At 75.1% G+C, this 23,637-nt stretch carries 18 protein-coding genes and 1 pseudogene; 11 read left to right on the top strand and 8 right to left on the bottom strand.

The window, feature by feature from the left end:
• The first annotated feature begins 79 nt into the window (after window positions 1-79).
• From ACGH2B_RS29220 to ACGH2B_RS29205, 4 genes are all read left to right on the top strand, one after another.
• On the top strand, window positions 80-679 hold the full coding sequence (locus ACGH2B_RS29220) for a cysteine dioxygenase (protein WP_399096412.1): 600 nt from the start codon (window positions 80-82) through the stop codon (window positions 677-679).
• A 73-nt stretch (window positions 680-752) separates the two neighbouring features.
• Entirely contained in the window at window positions 753-2,459 is a 1,707-nt protein-coding gene (locus ACGH2B_RS29215) for a non-ribosomal peptide synthetase (RefSeq protein ID WP_399096409.1), read from the top strand.
• Entirely contained in the window at window positions 2,456-8,587 is a 6,132-nt protein-coding gene (locus tag ACGH2B_RS29210) for a condensation domain-containing protein (protein WP_399096406.1), read from the top strand. Before ACGH2B_RS29215 ends, ACGH2B_RS29210 begins: the two co-directional genes overlap by 4 nt.
• Entirely contained in the window at window positions 8,584-9,321 is a 738-nt protein-coding gene (locus ACGH2B_RS29205; RefSeq protein WP_399096404.1) for a thioesterase II family protein, read from the top strand. The genes ACGH2B_RS29210 and ACGH2B_RS29205 overlap by 4 nt, the downstream gene beginning before the upstream one ends.
• Before the next feature lie 19 nt (window positions 9,322-9,340).
• Here the strand turns inward: ACGH2B_RS29205 and ACGH2B_RS29200 are convergent, their stop codons facing one another.
• A complete protein-coding gene (locus ACGH2B_RS29200) occupies window positions 9,341-9,883 on the bottom strand; it encodes a class I SAM-dependent DNA methyltransferase (protein WP_399096401.1) in 543 nt (180 codons plus the stop codon).
• A gap of 713 nt (window positions 9,884-10,596) precedes the next feature.
• Here ACGH2B_RS29200 and ACGH2B_RS29195 point away from each other — a divergent pair.
• Together ACGH2B_RS29195 and ACGH2B_RS29190 are read left to right on the top strand one after the other, a co-directional pair.
• Window positions 10,597-11,148, top strand: coding sequence for a transglycosylase SLT domain-containing protein (locus ACGH2B_RS29195; protein WP_399096398.1), 552 nt, complete (start codon window positions 10,597-10,599; stop codon window positions 11,146-11,148).
• Between the two features lie 557 nt (window positions 11,149-11,705).
• Entirely contained in the window at window positions 11,706-12,401 is a 696-nt protein-coding gene (locus tag ACGH2B_RS29190) for an HNH endonuclease family protein (RefSeq protein WP_399096396.1), read from the top strand.
• A gap of 218 nt (window positions 12,402-12,619) precedes the next feature.
• Here ACGH2B_RS29190 and ACGH2B_RS29185 read toward each other — a convergent pair whose 3' ends face one another.
• From ACGH2B_RS29185 to ACGH2B_RS29155, 7 genes are all read right to left on the bottom strand, one after another.
• Window positions 12,620-13,651 (bottom strand): SGNH/GDSL hydrolase family protein, encoded by a 1,032-nt coding sequence (locus ACGH2B_RS29185; protein WP_399096393.1) that lies wholly within the window; start codon window positions 13,649-13,651, stop codon window positions 12,620-12,622.
• A gap of 311 nt (window positions 13,652-13,962) precedes the next feature.
• Window positions 13,963-15,774: a complex I subunit 5 family protein gene (locus ACGH2B_RS29180; RefSeq protein WP_399096390.1), complete on the bottom strand. Its 1,812-nt coding sequence runs from the start codon at window positions 15,772-15,774 to the stop codon at window positions 13,963-13,965.
• The gene (locus ACGH2B_RS29175) at window positions 15,771-16,118 is read right to left on the bottom strand and encodes a sodium:proton antiporter (RefSeq protein WP_399096387.1); all 348 of its coding nucleotides are present in this window, start codon (window positions 16,116-16,118) and stop codon (window positions 15,771-15,773) included. Before ACGH2B_RS29175 ends, ACGH2B_RS29180 begins: the two co-directional genes overlap by 4 nt.
• Entirely contained in the window at window positions 16,115-16,873 is a 759-nt protein-coding gene (locus ACGH2B_RS29170) for an MnhB domain-containing protein (protein ID WP_399096384.1), read from the bottom strand. Before ACGH2B_RS29170 ends, ACGH2B_RS29175 begins: the two co-directional genes overlap by 4 nt.
• Window positions 16,870-17,139 (bottom strand): hydrogenase subunit MbhD domain-containing protein, encoded by a 270-nt coding sequence (locus tag ACGH2B_RS29165; protein WP_399096381.1) that lies wholly within the window; start codon window positions 17,137-17,139, stop codon window positions 16,870-16,872. The genes ACGH2B_RS29170 and ACGH2B_RS29165 overlap by 4 nt, the downstream gene beginning before the upstream one ends.
• 17 nt (window positions 17,140-17,156) lie before the next feature.
• The gene (locus ACGH2B_RS29160) at window positions 17,157-17,651 is read right to left on the bottom strand and encodes a monovalent cation/H+ antiporter complex subunit F (protein ID WP_399096378.1); all 495 of its coding nucleotides are present in this window, start codon (window positions 17,649-17,651) and stop codon (window positions 17,157-17,159) included.
• Window positions 17,648-17,824 (bottom strand): hypothetical protein, encoded by a 177-nt coding sequence (locus ACGH2B_RS29155; RefSeq protein WP_399096375.1) that lies wholly within the window; start codon window positions 17,822-17,824, stop codon window positions 17,648-17,650. Before ACGH2B_RS29155 ends, ACGH2B_RS29160 begins: the two co-directional genes overlap by 4 nt.
• A 564-nt stretch (window positions 17,825-18,388) precedes the next feature.
• On the opposite strand from ACGH2B_RS29155, the gene ACGH2B_RS29150 reads away from it, so the two are divergent.
• The 5 genes and pseudogenes from ACGH2B_RS29150 (at window position 18,389) to ACGH2B_RS29130 (ending at window position 23,619) form a co-directional block, all read left to right on the top strand.
• A complete protein-coding gene (locus tag ACGH2B_RS29150; RefSeq protein ID WP_399097400.1) occupies window positions 18,389-18,919 on the top strand; it encodes an NAD(P)-binding protein in 531 nt (176 codons plus the stop codon).
• Window positions 18,880-19,428 (top strand): annotated as a pseudogene (locus tag ACGH2B_RS29145) (phytoene desaturase family protein); the annotation flags it as partial. The gene ACGH2B_RS29150 and the pseudogene ACGH2B_RS29145, both read left to right, overlap by 40 nt.
• Before the next feature lie 115 nt (window positions 19,429-19,543).
• Window positions 19,544-20,521, top strand: a complete 978-nt coding sequence (locus ACGH2B_RS29140; protein ID WP_399097398.1) for a TIGR03557 family F420-dependent LLM class oxidoreductase — start codon at window positions 19,544-19,546, stop codon at window positions 20,519-20,521.
• Window positions 20,522-20,868: 347 nt separating this feature from the next.
• On the top strand, window positions 20,869-21,426 hold the full coding sequence (locus tag ACGH2B_RS29135) for a hemerythrin domain-containing protein (RefSeq protein WP_399096372.1): 558 nt from the start codon (window positions 20,869-20,871) through the stop codon (window positions 21,424-21,426).
• A gap of 1,251 nt (window positions 21,427-22,677) precedes the next feature.
• Window positions 22,678-23,619, top strand: coding sequence for a hypothetical protein (locus tag ACGH2B_RS29130; protein WP_399096369.1), 942 nt, complete (start codon window positions 22,678-22,680; stop codon window positions 23,617-23,619).
• The last annotated feature ends 18 nt before the right edge of the window (window positions 23,620-23,637 follow it).

Genomic DNA, 23,637 nt, shown 5'->3' with positions numbered 1-23,637 from the left:
GGTGTGCGCCGCCATGTCCGGTGCGCACCCCGTGCATTCCCGCACCTCGCCATCCGACCACCCCCAGCGGAGGTGACCCATGGACGTCACCGCATTCATCGATGCGGTCTCGCGGACCAGGAGCCGAGCCGACCAGCTCTCCCAGCAGGAGATCACCGACCGGCTCTCCCGTGCGCTCGCCGCGTTCACCACCTCCTCGGCGAACCAGCGCTTCGCCGAGGAGTACCGGCCGAGCGGCAACTACACGCGGCTGCTGCTGAACTCCCCACGCGACGCCTACCAGGTCGTCCTCGTGTTCTGGGGGCCGGGACAGGGCAGCCCCGTCCACGACCACGACGACACGACCGGCGTGGTCAGCGCGCTCACCGGCGAGACGAGGGAGATCAAGTACGCCCTCACGCCGCGGGGTGAGGGGCGCGTCGGGCTCACCGTCGCGAGCGAGTTCGCCCTGGTCCCCGGCCGGGTCAGCCCGATACTGCCCGAACGCGACAAGCAACTGCACCTGATGGTCAACGAACAGGATCACTGGTCGGCCACCGTCCACGTCTACCTCACCGCGATCCACCGCTACCGGCAGTACACGGTGGCGCCGGACGGCACCTACCGGCCGTCCGAGACCGAGCTGTGGTTCGACGAGTGGGACGTCGGACGCCGGATGCCCGCGAGCACCCGTACCTGACCACCGGAGCACGCCGCCCGGCCGCCGGGACACACCGCGAGGGCGGCGCCCGGTCCCGTAGAGAGAGGTAGCGATGGATCTGCTGGACGCCGTGGCCCGCCAGGCGCGCCGGACCCCGGACGCCGTGGCGCTGACCGATCACCGCGGAACCCGCCTGACCTACGCCGGACTTCGGGCCCGTGCCCGTGCGGCGGCGGATTCGCTGACCGCGCTCGGCGTGCGGCCCGGGGACCGGGTGGGGCTGGTGCTGCCCCGCACCGCGGAGCTGTTCGTGCTCGAACTCGCCGTGCTGCTCGCCGGCGCCTGCTTCACCCCGTTGGACACCGCCCAGCCGCCGGACCGGCTGCGTCTGCTGCTGGACCGCGCCGCGGTGGCCGTGCTGCTCACCGACGACGCGGAGCTGGCACGGGACGCCGGTGTCCGCGCGGTGCGGCCCGGCGCGCTGCCGCCCGCGGACACCGCCGCCCCCCGCCCGCGGGCCGCCCGCCCGGAGGACCCCGCCTACTGCCTGTTCACCTCGGGCTCGACGGGGACGCCGGTGGGCACCTTGATCAGCCGCGCCGCGCTGGACGTCTACGTGGCGGCGTACGCGCGGCTGGTCGGTGCCTCGCCGCGGGAGCGCGGGGCGCAACTCGGCTCACCGGGCTTCGACGTCACCATCGACGAGCTGTGGCCGTTTCTGACCACCGGCGCGTCGGTGCACATCGCGTCCGACGCCGACCGCGCCTCGCCCCGCGCGCTCGTGGACTGGCTGCGCGCGCACCGGATCACCCAGACCTACATCCCGCCGCTGCTGCTGGAGTCGGTCTTCGCCCTGGACGGCGCGGAGCTGGGCGACGTACGGCTCATCCGCACCGGCGGTGAGCGCCTCGCCGCCTACCCGCCGCCGGGGTTCCCCAGCCGCGTCCTGAACGAGTACGGGCCGACGGAGACGGTGGCCGGGGCGGTGTTCTGCGAGGTGTCCGCCTGGCCCGACCACGGCGTACTGCCGCCGATCGGCAGGCCGCTGCCGCACATCAGGGCCCGCGTCCGCGACGAGGCGGGGCGGCCGGTCGCCCCGGGGACGCCGGGCGAGCTGTACCTGGGCGGCCCGACCGTCGGCATCGGTTATCTCGGCGACGACGAGCGGACCGCGCGCAAGTTCGTCGAGGTGGACGGGGAGCGCTGCTTCCGCACCGGTGACCTGGTCCGCGAACTGCCCTCCGGCGACCTGGAGTTCCTGCGCCGCCTCGACGATCAGGTGCAACTGCTGGGAAAGCGCGTGGAGTTGGGCGAGGCGGAGACCGCCGCGGGCGCCCATCCCGCGGTCCGGCGGGCGGCGGTGGCGGCCCCGACGGACGCCGCGGGGCGCGCGGAGCGGCTGGTGTGCTTCGTGGAATGGCTCCCGGGCCACGGCGGCGGCGACACCGACGGGCTCCTGGCCCATCTGCGCCGGACGCTCCCCGCCCACATGGTGCCGTCCGAGGTGCACACCGTCGACCGGCTGCCCACGACCCCGTCGGGCAAGGTCGACCGGCGGGCCCTGCTCGCCGCCCGGCCCGGCACCGCCCACCCGGCGCCGACGCCGGAGGCGCTGGTGGGGGTGTGGGAGCGGGTGCTGGGGGTCAGCGGCCTCACCGCCGACGCGGACTTCTTCCTGCACGGCGGTGACTCCGCGCGCGCGGTGACCGCGGTGACCGAGATCGGCCTGCGGCTCGGACTGCGGGTCACCGCGCGCGACGTGTTCATTCATCCCACCCCTGCCCGGCTCGCCCGGCGACTGACGGAGGAGATCCGGTGAGCGCAAGCCCCGTGCTCGACATGATCGAGGCCACCGCGGCCGCCCACCCCGGCGCGACGGCCGTCGTCCAGGGCGAGCGGTTCCTGACCTACCGTCAGCTCACGGCGGACGTGTCCCGGTTCGCCGCGGCGCTGGCCGCCCGGGGCGCTTCCCCGGGGACGCATGTGCTGCTGGCGTTGGACAACCGGCCCGAGTTCGCGGTCGCCTACTTCGCCACGGCGGCGGCCGGCTGCACGGTGGAGGCCATCGATCCGGACCAGCCACCGGAGGTACTGCGGCGGCGGCTGGCCGACAGCCGCCCGGCCGTCGTCGTCACCGCGTCCGGCCACCCGGTGGCCACGCTCACCGACCGCCCGGTCCTGTGCGTGGACGAGCCGCTCCCCCGGCCCCCGGCGGGCGCGCCCCGGCCCGCGCGGGCGGGCGGCCCGTGGGTGACCGCGCTCTCCTCCGGCAGCACCGGCGAGCCCAAGCGCGTCGTACGCGAGCAGGCCCACCAGGTCGCCGAGGCGGGCAACATCACCGCGACGGCACGGATCACCGCCGGGGACGTTCTGCTCTGCCCGGTGCCGCTGTTCCACGCGCTCGGGCAGTTCTGCTGTCTGCTGGCGGCGGTGCGGTCCGGCGCCACGCTGGTGCTCACGGACCGGGGCGGGGGCGCCTCCGCCGTGGACGCCGTGGTGGCGGCGCTGGCCCGGCGCCGCGTCACGCTGCTGATCGCCGTGCCCCAGCTCTTCGACGCCCTGGCCGACCTGCCCGCGGACGTGCCGGTGGAGCTGGACACGGTCCGCCTGTGCCTGTCCGGGAGCAACTTCCTCGACCCCGCCGTGGCGCGCCGCTTCACGGCCCGCTTCGGCCTCCCCGTACGCCAGACCTACGGGTCCACGGAGGCGGGCAGCGTCTGCTGGGACGTCGGCGCCGCCCCCTCCCCCGGCACGGTCGGCACCCCGCTGGACGGTGTACGGGTCGAGGTGGTCGGCGAGAGCGGCGCTCCGCTGCCGCCGGGTGTCACCGGCGAGATCGTGGTGTCCGGACCCGCCGTCGTCACCGATCCCGGCAGCGGCCACCACCGCACGGGCGACCTGGGCAGCCTGGACGCCGACGGCCGGCTGACCGTCGTCGGGCGCTCCCGCGTCCTGATCGACACCGGGGGGCACAAGGTCAATCCGGTCGAGGTCGAACGCGTCCTGACCGCCCACCCGTCGGTCGCCGACGCGGGCGTGGCCGGGGTGCCGCTGCCCGGCCGGGGCGCGCTGCTGGTGGCCGCGGTCCGCCCGCGCGACGGCGCCCGGGCCGACCCCGCCGCGCTGCTCGCCCACTGCGCGCGCCATCTGCCCGCGCGCGCGGTGCCCCAACGGGTGCGCGTGGTGGCCGGTATTCCGCGCACCCGACTGGGCAAGGTCCGCCGCACGGAGCTGGCCGCGCTGCTCGCGGACGGCGGGGACGGCCCGGACTCCGGGGCGCGCGAGCGGCTGGCGGCGCTGGCGCCGGAGCGGCGGCGCGCCGCGGCCCTCGCCCATCTGCGCCGCGCGGTGGCCGAGGTGGCCGGGACGGCGCCCGAGGCGGTGGCCCCGGACGCCCCGGCCCGGTCCACCGGTGTGGACTCGCTGGCCGCGCTGCGGCTGCGCACGGCCGTCCACGCGGAGCTGGGCGTACGGCTGCCGCTGCCCGTCCTGCTGGGCCCCCGCCCGCTGCGGGAGGTGGCCGACGAGCTGGCCCGGCGGCTCGACGGGCCGGGCGACGACGCCGACCCGGTGCCGCGCGGACCGGCCGACGGTCACTTCCCGCTCGCCCCGAACCAGCTCTCGCTGTGGCACGCCGACCAGCTCCATCTGGGCGGATCGGCCTACGTGGTGGCCGTCGCCGCGCGGCTGGCCGGCGGCTGCGACGTGGCGGCACTGCGGCGCGCGTGGACGGCGCTGGCCCAGCGGCACCCGGTGCTGCGCACCTCCTTCCCCCTGCGCGACGGGGCGCCGGTGCAGCGGGTGGCCGCCGAGGCGCGGGTGGACTTCGCGGTCGTGCCGGGGGCGCCCGGTGGGGGCCGCACGCCCCGCGAGGAGCTGACCCGTTCGGCGTTCGCACCGTTCGACCTGACCGCCGGGCCGCCGCTGCGCGTCCGGCTCCACACCGGGGATCCCGACGGCCCGGTGCTGGTGGTCTCCCAGCACCACCTGATCACCGACCACTGGTCCACGGTCCTGCTGCTGCGGGAGCTGGCGGTGCTCTACGCGGCGGAAGCCACCGGCGACGAGGCGTATCTGCCGGCGCCCGCGCACGGCTACGCCGACTTCGCGGCATGGTCCCTGGCGCGGGCCCGCTCCCCGCGCGGCGCGGCCGGCCTCGACCACTGGCAGCGGGAGCTGACGCCACCGCCCCCGCCCGCGGACCTGCCCACCGACCGGCCCCGGCCCGCGGTGCGCGGGCAGCGCGGGGCGACGCTGCGCACGGACCTGAGCCGGGCGCGGGCCGCCGCCGTGCGCGCGCATGCCCGGAGCGCGGGCACGACGCCCTACGCCGTGCTGCTCGCGGTCTTTCATGTGCTGCTGCACGAGCGCACGGGGCGCGCCGACAGCGCCGTCGCGGTGAACACCGCCAACCGCGACCGGCCCGAATTCGCCGACGTGCCGGGGTGTTTCACCAACACCGTGGTGCACCGGGTGCGGCTCTCCCCGCGCCAGTCGTTCGCCGCCCTGGTCGGCTCGGTCGGCGAGCGGCTGCTGGCGGCTCTCGACCACAGCGACGTCACCGTCGACCAGCTCCTGGGCCCGCTGGGCGTGGAGCGCGACCGGGGCCGTGCGCCGCTGGTGGAGGTCGGGTTCGGGCAGAACACCGCGCACGACCCCGCGCTGGGCCCCCTCGGCGCGCTGCTGACCGCCGACCGCGACGGCGCCCGCGTGCCCCTGGGGCCGCTGACCCTGGAGGCGGTCGCGCTGCCCCGCACCGGGGCCGTCTACGACCTGGCCGGGGTGGTGACCGAGAACGGCGACGCGCTCGCGGTCTCCTGGGAGTACGACACGGACCTCTTCACCCGGGCCACGGTGGCCGGTCTCGCGGACCGCTTCACGGACCTCGTGGACACCCTGCTCGCCGCGCCGGACGCCGCGTTGGGCACCGTCGCGCCCCCGTCCCCCGCCCTGCCCGGGCCCGCCGCGGCGCCTTTGGGCGAGCCGGTCGCCGACCGGGTGCGCCGATGGGCCGCGACGGAGCCCGAGGCACCGGCGGTCGTCGACGGGACCGGCACGGTGACCTACGGCGCGCTCGACCGGGCCGCGGACCGGGTGGCGGCCACGCTCGCCGCGCACGCCGGGACGGCGCCGCCCGCCGTGGTGGCCGTACGGACCGGACGGGCCGCCGATCTGGCCGCCGCGTGCCTGGGCGTGCTGCGCGCGGGGCTGGTCTGTGCGCCCCTCACGGGCGAGGACGGCGCCGAGCCCGCCGAACTGTCCGAGGTGGGGGCCGCGTTGCTGATGGACGCGGCGGGGTGCGCGGACGCCCCGGACGCCACGGCGGTGTCCGTCGAGGTCCTGTCCGCGCCACCGGCCGGGCGCCACGGCGGCCTGCCGGATCCCGCGCTGGTGGTCCGCACCAGCGGCACGACCGGGCCCCGCCGCCCCGTGGTGCTCGGGCACCGGGCGCTGGCCGGCGCGGTGCGCGACGACGAACGGGGCGAGGTCCTCCTGACCCAGGGGGCGGCCGACCGGCTCGCGTGCGAACTTCTCACCACCCTCGCGGCGGGCCATGCCGCGGTGCCCCTCGCGCCCGACGTCCGGCTGACGGAGCTGGCGCGCGGCCGGGAGGCCGCCGTGGCCACGCTCACCCCCACCGAACTGGCCCTCCTCGTCTCCCGCCTCGACGGCTCCACCGCCCCCGCGGTGCGGAAGCTGGTGGTCGGCGGCGAACCTCTCGGCACGGACCTCGTACGGCGGTGGCGGTCCCACGCCCCGGGCGGCCGCCTCGTGCACACGTACGGCGGCGCCGAGTGGGGGCTCGTGCTGGCCGAGGAGGAGGTGGTGGGCGACGGGGACGCGGAGCCGGCCGACGGCATCGTGCCGGTGGGCGGGCCCGCGCCCGGGACGGCCCTGTGCGTGGTGGACCCGTGGGGCCGCGCCTGCCCGGCGGGCGTGCCCGGGGAGATCTGCGCCGCCACCGGGGAGCGCGCGGCGCCGCTCGGTCCCCCGGGGCCGGACGCGGCGCTCCCGCACCCGTCGGACCCCGGCGTCCGCGTGCGGCGCACGGGGGACGCCGGTCTCCTCCTCCCGGACGGCGGACTGGTCGTCCTCGGCCGGCTCGCGCAGATCCGCTCCGAGGACGGCTACCACCGGGCCCCGGCGCGGGTCGAGTGCGCACTGCGGCACCACCCCGCCGTACGGGCGGCCGTGGTCACGGACGGGGCGGAGGGGCCCGTCGCCGTGGTGGAGACGGACGGGAGCGTGTCCGAGAGCGCGCTGCGGGAGCTGCTGCTCGGTGCGATGCCCGCGCATCTGCTGCCCGAACGGCTGCTGTGCGGTGTGTCGTTGCCCCGTACACCGGACGGCAAGGCCCGGCGGACGTCGCCGGCGGAGCCGGAGACCGGCCCGCGGGCGTTCGCGCCCGCCGAGGAGCTGACCGAGGTCGAGGCGGCGCTGGCGCGCGTGTGGCGCGAGGTGCTGGGCGTCGCGCACGTCGGTTTGGACGACGACTACTACGCGCTGGGCGGCGACTCGGTGCAGGCGGTACGCATCGCCACCAAGGCCGCGGAGGCGGGCCTCCAGGTCACCCGACGCCACCTGTTCACCCACCCGACCGTCCGGTCGCTGGCCGCGGTCACCACCTCGGCCGCCGCCGCGACCACGGTCCGGGCCAGTTTCGCCCGGCGCCGGTCCCTCCCGCTCGCCCCGGTGCAACGCTGGTTCTTCGCACTGGCGTTGCCGGACGCGGGCCACTGGAACCAGTCGGTCGCGGTGACCGTACCGCCGGCGCTGTCCGCGAAGGTGCTGACGGACGCCGTACGGGCGGTGGCCGACCACCATCCCGTCCTGCGCCACCGCTTCCGCCACCGCGGGACGAGCTGGGAGCAGGTCATCGATCCGACCGCGCAGACCGTGGCCGTCGAGGACGCCGACGGCGACGGCGACGCGGCCGTCCGAGCCGCGATCGGCCAGGCCCGGCGGGGCTTCGACATCGCCGCGGGCCCGCTGCTGCGCGCCACGCTGATCCGCGCCGGGTCGGAGCGGCGGCTACTGGTCCTGACGGCACATCACCTGGTGGTGGACGTGCTGTCGTGGGGCGTGCTGCTGGACGACCTGCGCACGGCCTGCGCCCACGGCACGGCGGGCGAACCCGTCCGGCTGCCCCCGGTGCCCGTCACCTACGACCGGTGGGCCCGGTCCCTCCGAGGCCACGGCGGCGAGGAGGCCGAGGAGGCCGGCTCCCCCGGCACTCCACCCGGGGAGCCCGAGGAGTCCGAGGAGCCCGGGGAGCCGCCCACGACGTACGAGGGCGCCACCCGCGTCACCGAGCGCGCGCTCGGCCCGTCGGTGACCGGGCGGCTGCTCGGCGGTGTACGGGCACGCGGCGCGCACCCGGCCGACGCCGTCCTGGCCGCCGCGGCCACCGCGGTCGCCGCCGAACTGGGCTGCCGCACGGTCCGCGCCGTGACCGAACTGCACGGCCGGGACGAGGAGAAGGCCGGTGGCGCGGACCTGTCGCGGACCGTGGGCTGGTTCACGGCGCTGGCGCCCGTGCGGATCGCCGCGGCGCCGGACGCCGATCCGCGTACGGTGCTCGACGCCGCCCGGGCGGCCCGCGTGGACGCCGCCGGGGACGGCCACGGTGCCGCCCCTCCCACAGGCGCGGACCGGCCGTGGCTGAGCGTCAACTACCTGGGTGCCCTCGGTTCGCTCTTCGCGGGCGCGGCGGGCGGCGTGGGTCTGACGGAGGCGGCGTTGCCGGACCGGGGCGATCGGGGGCCGGACAACCCCCGGCCGTTCCACTGGGAGTTCAGCGCCCACACGGAAGGAGACGAGTTGCGACTGCGGCTGGCACACGCGGACGACACGGACCGGGCGGAGCGCCTGCTGGATGCCGCCTGCGACCACCTCCGGGACCTCGCCGGGGCCCTGGACCGGGTGGCGCGGGAGGCGGCGCGATGAGCGGAGAGTGGCTGGTGGACCTCGTGCCCGCCGGGCGGCCGCGGCGGGTGGTGTACCTCTTCCCGCACGCGGGCGCGGGCGTCGCCGCGGTGCTGGCGCTGGGCCGCGCCCTGGGACCGGACCCGCATCCGGTGGCGGTCCGCCTGCCCGGCCGGGAGGCGCTGCTCGACGAGGCGCCGCTCGACGACCTCCCGGCGCTGGCCGCCCGGCTGGCCACCGCCATCCGTGCCCACGCGGACAGCGCCGAGATCATCCTCTACGGCCACTCGTCGGGCTCGGTCCTCGCGTACGAGACGGCCCGTGCCCTGGAGCCCACGGGCCCCGCGCTGCTCGCGGTCTCGGCACAGCAGGCGCCGGGGACGGCCGTCCGCACGGCCGCCGGCTGCTGGGACCTGCCCGACGAGGAGTTCTTCGCCCAGGTCGTCGCCGACGGCTACCTGCCCGCCGAGCTGCTCGAAGCCCCCGACGTCCTGGAGATGGTGGCCCCGGCGCTGCGCGCCGACTACCGGGCGACGCACGAGTACCTCACCGGGGCGGCCCGCTGGACGCCGTTGGCGGCGCCGATCCTCACCGCCCGGGGTACGGAGGACCACACCGTCACGGCGGCGGACCTCGCGGCGTGGTCGGCTCTGACGACGGGCGGGCACATGACCGCGGCGCTCGCCGCCGGACACAACCTGCTGCGCGACTGCCCGGAACAACTGGCCGACGCCCTCCGGCGGGCGCTGCCCTGACCGCCGGCGCCGCGGGCGGTCAGGCCCTGCGGTGCACGGAAACCGCGTACGGCCCGTCGGCGTAGGGCTCGCGCGACCACGTCGCGTACCTGGCTTCCAGGGCGAGCCCCGCCGCGCGGCAGTGCGCGTCGTAGTCGCCGAGGCCGTAACCGCGGTCCAGGGAGAACCCGGCGACGAGGTGGCCGCCGGGCCGGACGTGCCGGGCCGCCCCGGCCACCAGGTCGGCCTCCGTCCCGGGCGGGGTGAACAGCGGGACGTTGCCCGCCATCACCACGACGTCGAAGGTCCGCCCCAGATCGAGACCGACCAGGTCCTGGCGGTGCCAGTGGACCTCCGCCGCCCGGCGCCGGGCGGTGTCGAGCATCGAGGCGTCGGCGTCCACCCCCGTCACCTCGATCCCGTGCCGGGCCAACTCCACCGCCACCCGCCCCGTGCCACACCCCGCGTCGAGCACGCTCGCCGGCGCGAAGGCCCGGACGAACACGGCCTCACCGTGCACGTCCTCCCCCGCGGCAGCCATCCGATCGAACCGGGCCTGGTATTCGTCACCGTTCCACGTCATACGCCCCACCCTGGCACACCGGTCACCGCCACCCCAGGGGGCCTTTCCCGCCCTGGCCACGGTCCGGCCCGGCGCCCGGCCACGGCGGCGCGCCCGCGGCCCGACCGGAGTCCGGGCGACCATCCGGACAGGCATGTATCGATGGGAGTCTCCGTCGGGACGACTCCGGCGCACCTCCGGCACCACCGGCAGTCCCAAGACCTGCCTGCCGCCGTCCCGCTACCGGCTCCCCCGGCGCGAGGATCATGATGGGCGCCTGCCCCGGCACCACCGGCCGGACGAAGCGACCGGGCGACACCCACCACCTCCCGGACACCCCGGCCGGACGGTAACCGGGACCGGATTCCCGGTCACCCCGCGTAGTCCGATATCGCCCGAATTGCCATGAAGGTGTGAGGACAGGCACGGGACCCCCGTCACACCGGAAGCCCGGTAGTAGCCGACACCGGCACCACGAGCGCCCCACGCGGTCCCGTCCGCCGCCTCCTGCTACTCGCGGTCGTAGGTCACATGTTTGCGCCGGGCAGCAGGCGTCTCGCAACGTGGTGGACGTACCGGGGAGCCGAGCGCCGGACCGGGCGGACGAGAGATCCGCCCGTGCCTGACCCGGCCCCACGACGCGACAGCCGCGTCGAGCACGCACCGCCGCGTGCGTGCCGCCGACCCTCTGTCGGCCTCCCCACGAGATGTCCCCCGAATGGAGAGGTACCCCCATGACTGCCACCACCGCCACCCGCTTCCGCAAGTACACGATCGCCGGTCTCGCCACCGTCGGCGCCGCCGCGGCCGCCGCCACCCTGGCCCCGACCCCGGCGCACGCCGCCCCGGCCCCCGCCCACACCCCCGCCGCCGTCTCCGCCGCCACCGTGGCGCACCAGGCGGACGCGCAGGGCGGGGACGCCCAGCAGGTCGCCAAGCTGGTCGAGCAGGGCAAGAAGGAGCACGGCGACAACCTCGACGGCTGGATCCGCACCGCGCTCGACGTCATGGACGCCAAGAACATCCCCGGCTCCTACGACGGCGTCAAGAAGAACATCATGCGCGAGTCCGGCGGCAACCCCCAGGCCCAGAACAACTGGGACGTCAACGCCCAGAACGGCAGCCCGTCCAAGGGCCTGCTCCAGGTGATCCAGCCGACCTTCGACACCTACCACGTCGACGGCACCAAGGACTCGCTCACCGACCCCGTCGCCAACATCGTCGCGGCCTCCAACTACGCCGCCGACCGCTACGGCTCGATGGACAACGTCAACTCCGCCTACTGATCCACCCGGTCATCCGATCGTCCCGGCGGAACACACAGCCCGCCTGGACCCCGGGGACAGCCGCTCCCCCACCGGAGCGGCGGGGCCCAGGACACCGGCGAGGCCGGGCAGGACACACCTCCTGCCCGGCCTCGCCGCTTGCCACCTCGCCCGGCGGAGGCCGTCGGCCCCGAAAACCCCACCAGCACGCCACTGAACGAACGTCACCGTCCGAGCATTTCCCTCCCGCGCCCCCTTCGCCTCGGCGGGAGAAGAGACGGGGCACGCGGCAGCGCCGACTCCGAACGGCCGGCGGGCGGTTACCCGCCTCCGGGCACGGCCGGCCCGGGGCCCGTCCGCGCCGGTCGCGTGAAGCCTCCCGGGGTGTCGCCCCGAGCAGGCTTCACGGCGAGGCCGGGCTCGTACGAACGCGCGGACCGCGGCGGCGGTGCGTCGTTTCTGCGGTGAACTTCCGACCGCCATCCGGGTGATGCCGCCCCGGGACATCACCACACGTGTGCGCCGACCGCTATCTCTCTTGACTGCCCGCATCACTGCCGGTCGAGAGGGATGAACGCATGCGCCCGATCCACGTGAAGGTTGTCCTGGCCGCGGCCACCGCGACCGTACTGCTCGCTCCCGTCACCACGGCTTCCGCCTCCGCTTCCGCCACCTCGCACGCCGCCCGTCACGCGCCCGGCGCCGCGCCCACGCGCCGGGACCTTCCTCAGCCGCCGTCGGCCGACGTCGTACGGAAGGAACTCGGCGAGCTGAACGTCGCCGCGCCGCACTCGATGGACGGCTACTCGCGCGCGAAGTTCCCGCACTGGATCATCCAGTACGGCGCCTGCGACACCCGCGAAGTCGTGCTGCAGCGCGACGGCCGCGACGTCGTCCAGGACGACCGGTGCCGCGCCGTCTCCGGCGCCTGGACCAGTGTCTACGACGGCAAGGACGTCACCGTCGCCCGCCAGCTCGACATCGACCACATGGTGCCCCTGGCCAACGCCTGGCGCTCCGGTGCGGACGAGTGGGACAACACGCGGCGCAAGAAGTTCGCCAACGACCTCGTCGACCCGCAACTGGTGGCCGTCTCCGCATCGTCCAACCGGTCGAAGGGCGATCAGTCCCCCGACCAGTGGACCCCGCCGCTGCACTCCTACTGGTGCACCTACGCACGGGCCTGGACCCACGTGAAGTACGTCTACACCCTCAACATCACCGAGGCGGAGAAGAACAAGCTGGACGAGATGCTGGACACCTGCCCCGTATGACTGGCGGTCCGGACACCGTCCCGTACCACGGCGACGTCACCGCGGGGCCCGGCGGGGCCGCCGACGTGACGGCCTGGTCGAGGTAGGAGCCCCGGAGTCCGCCGCGCCGCGAAGCCCCAGGGTCGATGACGGGCCCTGGGGCTTCGTCCATACGGATTCCGGGTCCATACGGGAATCCGGGGGCTTCGTTCGCGCGGGGCGCGGGGCTGTGCGGTCCGTCAGCGGTTGAGGACCGCCTCGATCTCGGCGGCCACGCGCGCGGCCTGGATGTCGCGACCCCTTCCGTTGGGGTGGGCGTACCACGGGACCGGCTGTCCGAGGAGGCCGAGTTCGGAGTTCTCCAGCAGGCCGCCGATGCCCCGGTCGGCGCCGTCGCACGCCGTGTTGTTCCCGGTGTGGTCGTAGAGGTCCACGAAGTCGGCGCCGTCGTCCGCGGCGGCCTTCTTCATGATGCCGTCCAGCCGCTTTTCGACCTGGTCCAGGAACGGCAGCGCGTCCTCGGGGGTGTCGGCGAGCGGCAGTTCCGTCTGGCCGGGGGCCGGGGTCAGGCACTTGGCGGTGTCCTGGGGCACGAGCCTGGGGTAGCCGACCAGGACGCGCTCGGCGTCCGGGGAGAGACGGCTCATGCGCCGGAGCATCTCGTCCAGTTCGCGCTCGACCTTCTGGAACCGGTTGTCCAGCCATGCCTTCCCGGCTCCCGATTCGAAGAAGTTCCGGCACTCGCCCGCCGGCTCGTCCGGGTCCACCGGCTCTCCGGGCAGGAGAGAGGGCTCCCGGAGCTTGGCGGAGCACTGCTTGAGGATGCCGGTGAAGCCCAGCGTGTTGCCGCCCATGCCGCCGACGACCAGCCTGGTGTCGGCCTTGAGCGCGTCCTGCTGCGCCGGGACCGTCCCGGCGCCGAAGGGCAGTTGCTGCTCCTTCCAGAAGCTGTCGATGAGCGCGCCTCCGCAGGAGACGTCCGACCGGACGTCGAGCGTGATGCCCTTGTCCGCCAGACGCCGGGTGGCGACGGCGGGATGGTTCTCCGTCGCCCGGAAGCACCAGCCCCTGGGTTTGTCCAGGTCAGCCACGGGAGCGATGCCGAAGTTGGCGGTGTAGGAGTCGCCGTAGAAGACGGTCGGCACCGGCTCGGCGGGCGCCGCGACGGCGGGCCCCGCCGGGACGGCGAGCGCCAGACAGCTCCCCAGCGCGACGGCCGCGGCGGCCGGCCGCCGCAGCCCTGGAGTTGTCCTGCGCATGGCTGAAGGCATGCCTCTGCCCTTTCGTCGGGTCCGTGAGGAGAAGCGGGCGATACCTGACGGTCCGTATTCACACACGGACGTGCCGCGTTGCCCCAGGGGGCGCGCGCCGCAACCGGGCGATCTTGGACGGCCTCCTCCCGTCGGCGTATATCACCTGGTCAGCAGGGTGCCGACGCGGAGTGGCAGCGGTACCGGACGCGATCAGGACCCGAACGCGGAGCGCCGGTGCGCCCGCCGTACGAGCCGGACGGCGCAGCCGGTCACCGTCACCGGCCCGCTTCCCGGCGGCCTCACCCTCCTGTCCGCCGGCGCCCCGGACGCTACGCCCCGGCCACCAGCACGCCCAGGAGGGTGACGCCCGCCAGGAACCAGGCGACGTAGTCGCCGACGTGGCCGGAGTGCAGTCGGCGCAGCGGGGTGAACCAGCGGGCCGGTTCGGCGGCGGGGCGCCGTACGGCCAGCGCGGCGAGGGCCGGCGCCAGGGCGGCGCCCAGCAGACCCCACAGCACGCCGGCCGCCGTCCACTGCGGCGCGGGGGTGGCGGGTGGCCGTAGCTGCCGGCCGGACAGGACGGCGGCGAGGTAGCCGGGGTGGTCGGTGAAGGCGTCGGCGGCGTGCCCGACCGCGGTGCGCAGGCCGGGGACCAGCCCGACCGCCAGCGCGTCGGTCAGCAGGAGGGCGGGCACCGCGAGCATCGAATCGGGGATGCGGGACAGCAAGCCGCCCCGGGTCTCCGGCTCCTCCGCCTCTCCGGTCGTCTCCTCCGGCGCGTCCGGCGGGCGGGATCCGAGGCCGAGGAACACCCGGCCCCCGGCCCGGAGCACCGCACCGCCGGTGACCGCCGACGCCACCAGGGACAGCGCGGTCCCCCAGCCTCCCGCGGCCTCCTCGGTGACCGCCTTGCCCAGCGCGGTACCGAACGGCGGCAGCCCGGCAAGGGCGAGGCCACCGAGCCCGAACATCGCCCCCACGCCCGGCAGTTCCCGTCCGCGGCCGTGCAGCTCCCGCTCGTCGACGCTGCCGTAGCGGTCCAGCAGGATGCCCACGCAGGCGAAGAGTGCCGCCTTGACCCCGGCGTGGGCCGACACGTACAGGGCCACTCCCCCGACGCCGGCCGCGTCGAGCTGCGCCAGGCCGATCAGGAACAGTCCGGTGTGCGCGACCGTGGAGTAGGCGAGCAGCCGCTTGAGGTGCCGCTGCTGCCAGCACATCACCGAGCCCGCGACGGCGGTCAGCGCGCCCAGGGTCAGCAGGACGCGGTGCGCGTCGGGCGCCGGAATTCCGCCGGGGCCGGCGAAGACCGTCCAGTACACCCGGGCCGTTCCGTAGACGCCCAGCTCGACCATCACCCCGGACAGCAGTATGCAGACGGGGGTAGGTGCCACGGCGTGCGCGTCGGCGAGCCAGAAGTGGAACGGCACCGCGGCGGCCTTGACGAGCAGTCCGGCGACGACGAGCACGAAGGCGGCGATCACCGGAGCGTCCGGGCGCCCGCCGGCCCGGGCGGCGAGGGCCTGGCCGGTCTGGGCGAGGCCCAGTTCGCCGGTGCGGGCGTAGAGCAGGGCGATGCCCGACAACGTGGCGTAGGCGCCGAGGGAGTTGACGATGCCGAACACCAGGCCGCCGTGGACGGCGCGGGCCTCCTCGACGCGGTAGCCGGTCAGCGCGTAGGCGACCACGCTCATCAGCTCGAAGAAGACGAACGCGTTGAACAGGTCGCCGGTCAGGGCGAAGCCGCACATACCCGCCTGGAAGAGCAGTACCAGCGCCGGGAAGGAGCCCGCCCGGCTCCGTGGCGGCTCGTCGAAATACCGCCAGGCGTAGGCGAGGGACGCCAGCACCAGCAGCGAGACCAGGGCGGCGAGTCCGAGGCCGATGCGGTCCCCGGCCAGGACGATGCCGACGCTCCGCCCGTGGTGCGGGCGCCAGCCCCCCACCCACTCGACGGGCCGCTCGACGGACGGCGAGGTGGCCGCCGTCGCGCCCAGGGCGAGCGTCGCGGTTCCCGCCGCGAACAGACAGGCCAGCAGTTCGGCGGCGGGCCTCGGCAACCGGCGGGTCGCTCCGGCCAGCACCGCGGCGCCGAACAGCGGAGTTGCCACGATCAGCGGCAGGAGCCGCGCGACGGTCACCCCCGCAGCTCCGACAGCTCGTCGGGGTCCACCGTCCCGTGGCGTTTGGCGATCTGCACGACCAGGGAGAGCAGCAGTGCGGTGACCGTCGCCCCGATGACGATGTCCGTGAGGGTGAGGGCCTGGACCACGGGGTCGACCACCGGGCGCGAGCCGGGGGCGATGTCGCCGAAGACCGGGGCGGTCCCGCCCCGGCGGTAGCCGAGGGCGAGCAGCAGGACGTACGTCGATGCCTGGCAGACCGACAGACAGCCCACGGCGTGGATGAGGTTGCGGCTGGTGGCCAGCCCGTAACAGCCGGCCAGGAACAGCCACCCCGCGCTCGCGTACGGCAGCACGCTCATCCTCCGCCCTCCGTGGCCGGGCCGGGGCCTTCGTCCTCGATCTCCACGGCCTGGTCCAGGAAGCGGGCCAGCAGGACCACCACACCGGCCGCGACCTCCACGCCGACGGCGGCGTTGAGCAGCGGCACGGTGCCGCCGGACGCGAGGGTGGTGAAGGTCCCGTAGGGCAGGACGTTCGTCAGGAACGCCGCGCCGGTCAGCAGCCCGGCCGCACCCAGCAGGAGGTAGCCGGCCTCGCCCGCGGCGTCCGCCACCTCGTACAGCCCGATCGGGCGGATCCGCTCCAGCGCCCGGTAGTCCACGGCGATGTAGAGCAGGTGGAGCGCGGTCGCCACCACCACACCGCCCTGGAAGCCGCCGCCCGGGCTGAGCTGGCCGTGCGCGATGACGTACAGCCCGATCAGCAAGGTGACGGGCAGCGCCGGCAGGGCGTAGCGGCGCACCGGTGGCGCCACCCGGACCGGTTGCGGCGGCAGCCGGTCCTCGTCGCGTGATTGCCGGAGCAGGACGACGGTGCCCAGGACGGAACCGAAGAGGATGGATTCCTCGCCGAGGGTGTCCAGCGCCCGCTGGTCGAAGTTGACGGCGGAGACGGTGTTGGCGGTGTGGCGGGCGAGCGCGGCGCGCACCGCCCGGTCGCCGTAGGGGTGCCACGCCCCGCCGAAGGCGGGCAGGTCGCGGCAGGCCAGCAGGTACAGCACGGCGGTGCCCAGGCCGCCGACGGTCAGCACCCACAGGCGCATCCGCATGGTCACCGGCGTTCCTCCCGGCGGTCGCCGCGGCCCCGGCGGCGCACCTTGCGCACGGACAGCAGCACCATCAGCGGTGTCAGCGCGGAGCCGACCGCGAGCTGGGAGAGGGCGACGTCCGGTGCCTGGAGCAGCAGGAACAAGGTGGCGAGGGCCAGGCCGAACACCGACATCGTGAAGGACTGCCGCACCGGGTCGCGGACCAGGACGGTGCAGGTTCCCGCCACGGTCACCAGCACCACTCCGAGCAGCAGGGGGAACTCGTCAGACATCGTCGCCCCTGGTTTCGTCAGACATCGCCGCCCCTGACTTCTTCCGGGCCGCCGAGCGCGTGGCCGGTGGTGCCGGGGGCGGACACCGCGCGGGTCGCACTCCAGCTACCGAGCAGCAACAAGGCGCCGATGAGCAGGAGTTTGACCATGGCCCGGCCGGGTCCGGCGGCGAAGCACAAGGGCAGCAGCGCCACCGGCACCGCCAGGTAGCTCACCGCCGTCACCGGACGCAATGCCCGGGCGCGCGGTGGGTGGGCCGCCAACTCGTCGGCGAGCAGCCGGACATAGAGCAGGGTGCCGGCCGGTCCCAGTACCGAGAGGACCAGCGCCGTATCGGTGTAGGCCGGGCGGCGGAACCCCTGGGCGAGCAGGAGGAAGACCAGACACAGCGACGTACAGGTCAGATTCTGCGCGGGGACCCGGCGGCGGACCCGGCCGGTGGTCGCTCCCCACGCGGCCGGTGCCACGCCGCAGAGCAGCAGTGCGGTGGCCGCGCCGGTCCAGCCGTTCACCGGCCACCGGCCACACGCCGCGCTCCGCGGGCGGCGACCGCCGCCACCGCGCCGGCCCCGGCGCCGACCAGCCACTCCAGGGTGTCCAGGGTCCCGACCAGCACGCTCCACACCAGCGTCAACGCCGCCCACCAGCAGAGGAGTTCGCCCCCTGCCCACAGCCATCGGGCCACCGCGTACCACCTCTCACCGCCCGGGAACCCGGCCCCAGGCTCACACGCGGGACCTCGCGGGCCCGGTCAGCGCGCCGCGGGGTACTCCGTCGGGGTGCGGTCCGTGCCGCTGCCGATGCCGGGCGTCCTCCCGGGGGCCGAGCGGCGCGGGCGGGCAAGGCGAGCCGCAGGGCCCGGCGTCCCCCGCCGCACCGTGCGGCGTCAGGCGGTACCCCCGCGTGGAGCTGATCGCCCCTGGTCCCTCACGGCGGTGGGTCCGGGGACGTCGTGCCGCGCGGACGCCAACAAGGAACGGGCCCGCTCCGATGAGGCGAAGACCGCGGGCAGAGCCTCCCCCCGCGACCGGAAATCGGCCGTGCAACGCGGCGGCGCACGCTCCCGCGAGGGCCGCAGGGCCCCGCCCGCGACCAGCTACGAAGAGGCCGGGCGCAAGAACGCCGAAGGACGCTCGCACATGGACAGGACCGAACCGCGAAATGCCGCCGTGCGCCGGGCACGCCCGCGCACGGCCCCGCCCCCCTGGATGAGGTGACACACGTGCCGAAGAATCCGCAGCAGCCCGAAATGCGCCGCGGCGAGAAGGGAGCAACGGTGCAGGACGCCGCGGCGGCGAAGGCCGGCACCGAAGGCAACGTCGGCCCGGGCGGCGACAAACACGGCACGCGGCCGTGCCTCTCCGCGTGGCGCGACCGGTGGCCGCGCGGGAGCGGGGCGCCCTGGATCCCACGTACGGCCCAGGGGCCGGAAGTTCCTGTGCACGGCGGGAGCGCGGGGCCTTCGCCGTCCCGGGCGGCCGTGTCCGGCCGTCCGCCCTACGCTGGAACGACGGCCGGCGACCGGCGCCACCGGTCATCGGGGGACGGCGGCGGGAGGCATGGCGGTGCCCGCCGGGTACGGCGACGGGCGATGAGCCGGCCTCCGGGTGCGGAGGAGGGAGCAGCGATGCCCGACGCGGTGGTCATCGGCGCGGGTCCCAACGGTCTGGTGGCCGCGAATCTGCTGGCGGACGACGGGTGGGCGGTCGAGGTAGTGGAGGCACAGCCGGAGCCGGGCGGCGCGGTCCGCAGCGACCGCGGCGCCTGTTCGGGCAGATGACCACCGCCGACGTCACCCGCTCCCCCGCGGGTACGGAATCCGCCTGGGCGTACACCCACGTACCCCAGCGGGTGCGCGGCGACGCGGGCGGCGACGGACTGACGGGGTCGTGGGACCGGGCGGAGCAGGAGATCATGGCGGACCGGGTGGAGCGCCAGGTGGAGCGGTACGCCCCCGGATTCCGCGCCCGCGTCCGCGCGCGCCGGGTGCTGGCCCCGCCCGCCCTGGAGGCGCTGGACGAGAATCTGCGCGGCGGGGCGATCAACGGTGGTACGGCCTCCCTGCACCAGCAGCTCGTCTTCCGTCCGGTGCCCGGCACGGGACGGCCGGAGACGCCCGTCAAGGGGCTGTATCCGGCGTCGGCCGGTGCCCATCCGGGCGGCGGGGTGCACGGCGCGCCCGGTGCCAACGCCGCCCGCGCGGCGCTGCGCGCCTGGTCACCGTCCGCGGTGATGAGCCGGACCGGGCACGCCCTCGCCCGCCGGGGCGGCCGTACGGGACGGTCCTGAGATCCATGGGCGAGGGGCCGCACGCCGGGCCGGTGTCACGGCGCGCGGGTGCGGCGAACAGCCGGGCCACACCGGTGTGGCCCGGGCGTGACGGCACGGAAGGGAGATGAGGACGGTGCGGATCGGCTACAAACTGGCCGCCGAGGCGTACGGGCCGGATGAGCTGGTACGGCAGGCGGTGCTCGCGGAGCGGGCCGGGTTCGACTTCGTGGAGATGAGCGACCACTACCACCCGTGGCTGGACGTCCAGGGGCATTCGCCGTTCGTCTGGACGGTACTGGGCACGATCGCGGCGAAGACCGGGCGGATCCGGCTGGCCACCGGTGTGACCTGCCCGTCGGTCCGCTACCACCCGGCGGTCATCGCCCAGGCCGCCGCGACGCTCGCGCTGCTCTCGGGCGGCCGTTTCACCCTCGGCGTGGGCTCCGGTGAGCGGCTCAACGAACATGTCACCGGCGAGGGCTTCCCCAACTCCGTACCGGAGCGGCACGCGCGGCTCCGGGAGGCGCTGGAGATCATCCGGCTGCTGTGGCGCGGCGGATACCGCTCGTACGACGGCCGGTACCTCCGGCTGGACGACGCCCGGGTCTTCGACCTGCCGCCCGAGCCGCCGCCGGTCGCGGTGGCCGCGGGCGGCCCGCTCTCGGCCCGTATCGCGGCCGAGCTGGGCGACGGCCTGTTCGCGACGGAGCCCGAGGGGAAGATCGTCGACGCCTTCCGCGCCGCCGGGGGCGACGGCCCGCGCTACGGCGAGGTGCCCGTGGCGTGGGCCGCGGATGAGGACACCGCCGCGCGGGCGGCGTGGGAGACGTCACGGTGGGCGGTGACCGGTTGGAAGGTGATGAGCGAACTGCCCAACCCCGCCAACTTCGAGGCCGCGACGGCCACCGTCCGCCAGGAGGACATCCGTTCCGTGTTCGCGTGCGGGACCGCCCCGGAGCGGTACACCGAGGTCGCGCAGCCGTTCGTCGACGCCGGCTTCGACCACCTGGTCATGCAGAACGCCGGCCCCGACCCCGAGGGGTTCATCGACTTCTACCAGCGGGAGCTGGACGCCCGGCTCCGCGCCCTCACCCCGGCGTCCGGCCCCTGAGCGGCCGCCCGGCCCGCGGTGCCGCGGCGTGCCTCTCCGCTCCCTCGGGCGGTGCGGGGGCCGGCGGGCGAGGGGCGGGTGCCCGGCACGGCCCGAGGGCTGATCTCGTGCCTCCGCCCTGCACGCCGGGCCGCTCCCGTCCCCGTCGCGGCTGCTCGCCGGATGCCGCACAGTGGAGGAGGGGCCCGCGCCCGCACGGGAGCCGCACGCGAGCGCCGGGGCTCACCCGGGCGCCGCCGCACGCACCGCCGGCGCGTACCGCGCGCGTATCGCATCGCACCGCGCCGCTTCGGCCCCGCGCGGCGCCTGCGCATACGACCGCGCTCTGCAGCGAAGGAGTGGTGACCGTGTCCCACGGCGGAGACGTCATCGAGGAACTGACGGTCGACCACCGCGAGGTGGACGAACTCTTCGACCGGTTCACCGCGGCACCGAGCGGCAGCGAACGCCGTCGGCAACTCGTCGACACCCTCACCATCGAGCTGGTGCGCCACTCCGTGGCCGAGGAGGAGTACCTCTACCCCGCGGTACGCGAACACGTCGACGGCGGCGACGCGCTGGCGGACAAGGAGCTCTCCGACCACGCCCGGGTCGAGGAACTGCTGAAGACACTGGAGGGCAAGGCACCCGATGACGACGGCTTCGACCGCCTCGTCGCCACCCTGCGGACAGAGGTCGCCGGCCACGTCCGCGACGAGGAGGACAACCTCTTCGTACAGCTCCGGGACGCCACCCACCCATACATCCGCGAACTCCTGGGCGAGAAGGTCCGCGAGGCGAAGCGCACCGCCCCCACCCGGCCGCATCCCGGCGCCCCCAGCACCCCGCCCGCCAACAAGCTCCTCGCCCCCGGCCTCGGCCTCGTCGACCGCGCCCGCGACCTGCTCACGGGCCGCGGCGCCTGAACGGTCACACGGCGCGGGGCACGGCCGGCGATGACGGGCGCCGTCAACGGGGCGGGAGGTCCGTGGACGCCGAGCCGCTCGCCCGGCGTCCGCCGGTGGCGTTTGCCAGTGCGCCGACGGCCGGGCTCCCCGCGCTGGGAAGGGCCGATCGGCGCCCCCTGCGGTGTTCGCGTCGAGCTGTCCGCACACGTCGTCCGGCGTCGGGTCGCGTCCTTCTCCTGCCTGCTTCCGCATCGTCGGCTTTCATGAGCGCACGTCGCCGGGGACCGGGGAACCCAGCAGGCCACACGAGGAATCGGGCACCCTGGCGCCTCGGCGGCGCGCCGTGCGCCGTCCCTTCGCGGCGGCCGTCCCGGCATGCGTAGCGCCTGCCGGGAACAGCCCCGGCAGCCGGCACCCCGTACACTCCTGAGTTCTGCGGATCGTCGTAGATGAACAATTGCACGCGCAACGCCAGATGCGAGGGACACGTGAGCGGGAGCAACACTCCGATATACGAGGGCCTGATCGAAGAACTCGGGGATGTCCCGGGGAAGGTGAAGGCCACCGCGGAAAGACAACTGGAGCAGCTCCAGCGCGACTTCGGCTTCAGCCCTCTGCGTGCGGCCGGAAATACAGCGGGGGCCGAAGGACTCGCCCACGGGCGTTTCCCGCGGGCCTTGCCCGCGTGAGAGCGGGGGCGCGTGGCGGTTCTCCCGCGAGCGGCACGCGATCAAACTGAGCGTCGAGGGGCTGCGGGTCGGCCCGGCTGAATGCCGGGCCGGCCGAGCCCCGGCCGGCAACAGCCCGATCACCCAGGGCAAGGGACGACGAGCGGGGAAGACCTCCGTGCCACACTGCCCGCTCGCCCCGCTCACGGCCTGCTCGCCCCCGCTGCCCGGGGCCCGAAAGCGCGGCCACGAGCCGTACGCCGCGGTGCAACGACTGTCCCGGGGCCACGATTCGGCAGAACGCGTTCGTGTACGCATGCTTCGTGTGCGCGTGCGCTGCCACGGTCCGGCGGCTTGGGAAGCGCCTTCCTTGACCGCGCGATGCTCTGGACGGTGCGATCCCGAGCAATACCGGCAAGCCTTAATTAAAGGCATGAAAGCCCAAATAACATGCCGTTCAAGGTTAATTCCGCGACTCCCGCACGTACCTGGGCACCGAACACGTCTCGGATTACGGGCTCCCCATTGCGCAGCGCACCCGCGCCCGTACGATGCCGGAACTTCGTCCCGCCCGTATCTCCTCGGGAAGGCCATCGCGGAAATGCCCGTATTCAAACGCCGCAAAGGCAGTCACGCCCGCCTGCTACCCGAACTCGACGACGCCGCCCTGGGGCAGGTCCGGCGGCGCGTCGAGTCGTGCTGGGACCGCGGTTCCCTGGACACGCCGGTCATGGCCTTGATGGCGGACATCCTGGACGACGCGGGTGCGGACTGGGACCGCAAGGCGCACCGCCTGAGGGTGCTCGCGGGATCCGCGGGGCGGGCGCTGCCCGGCATCTGGCGGGAACGCAATCCGGACAGCCAGTCCGCCGTACTGCTGCACGCCTGGTCGGATCTGCTCCAGGCCGGGCAGGAGGGTTCCACGGTCGACCTCGGCGCGACCCGGAAGTCCTGCCTGCTCGCCGCCGAACTGCTGCCCGCCGACCCCACGCCCTGGACGGTGTACCTGGCGACACTGCGCCTGGAGCGCCGCCCGTCCACCGAACTGTCGGCGGTCTGGCGCGAGATCAAGGTGCGTGACCCGTGGAACCGGGAGGCCCACCTCCAGGCGCTGGGGTACCTCTCGCCCGACGAGTGCGGCTCCAGCGGCCAGGTGCTCGACCTGCTCGACAGCGTCCGCGCCATGCCGGCGAACGGCCCCGCGGCCGGCCTGGAGCTCACCGCGCTCGTCCGCAGCCACCAGCGCGCCATGGCTTCCGGCGGGGTGAACGCCCTCGGCGCCGGAGAGTTCTGGCGCCGCCATGACGCCGTCGCCATGCTCGACCGCGCGGCCCACTACTGGCCGAGCCCCGGATTCCTCCGCCACGCGCAGGCGCTCGCCGATCTGAATCTGCTGGCCTACGCGCTGATCAAGGCCACGCGACCGAGCGATGCCGCGACCGCGTTGCGCGCCACCGGCGGCGTGGCGACGCCCTGGCCGTGGAACGCGGAGGACGAACCGCTGGCGGCCTTCTCGCGCCACTACGCCCGCGCGACCGCCTGACGCGCGGCCCGAATTCCG

It is taken from the genome of Streptomyces sp. BBFR2 (assembly GCF_044497305.1).
In the GTDB taxonomy this organism is placed as follows: domain Bacteria; phylum Actinomycetota; class Actinomycetes; order Streptomycetales; family Streptomycetaceae; genus Streptomyces.
This window is presented reverse-complemented; position numbering and strand designations above follow the sequence as displayed.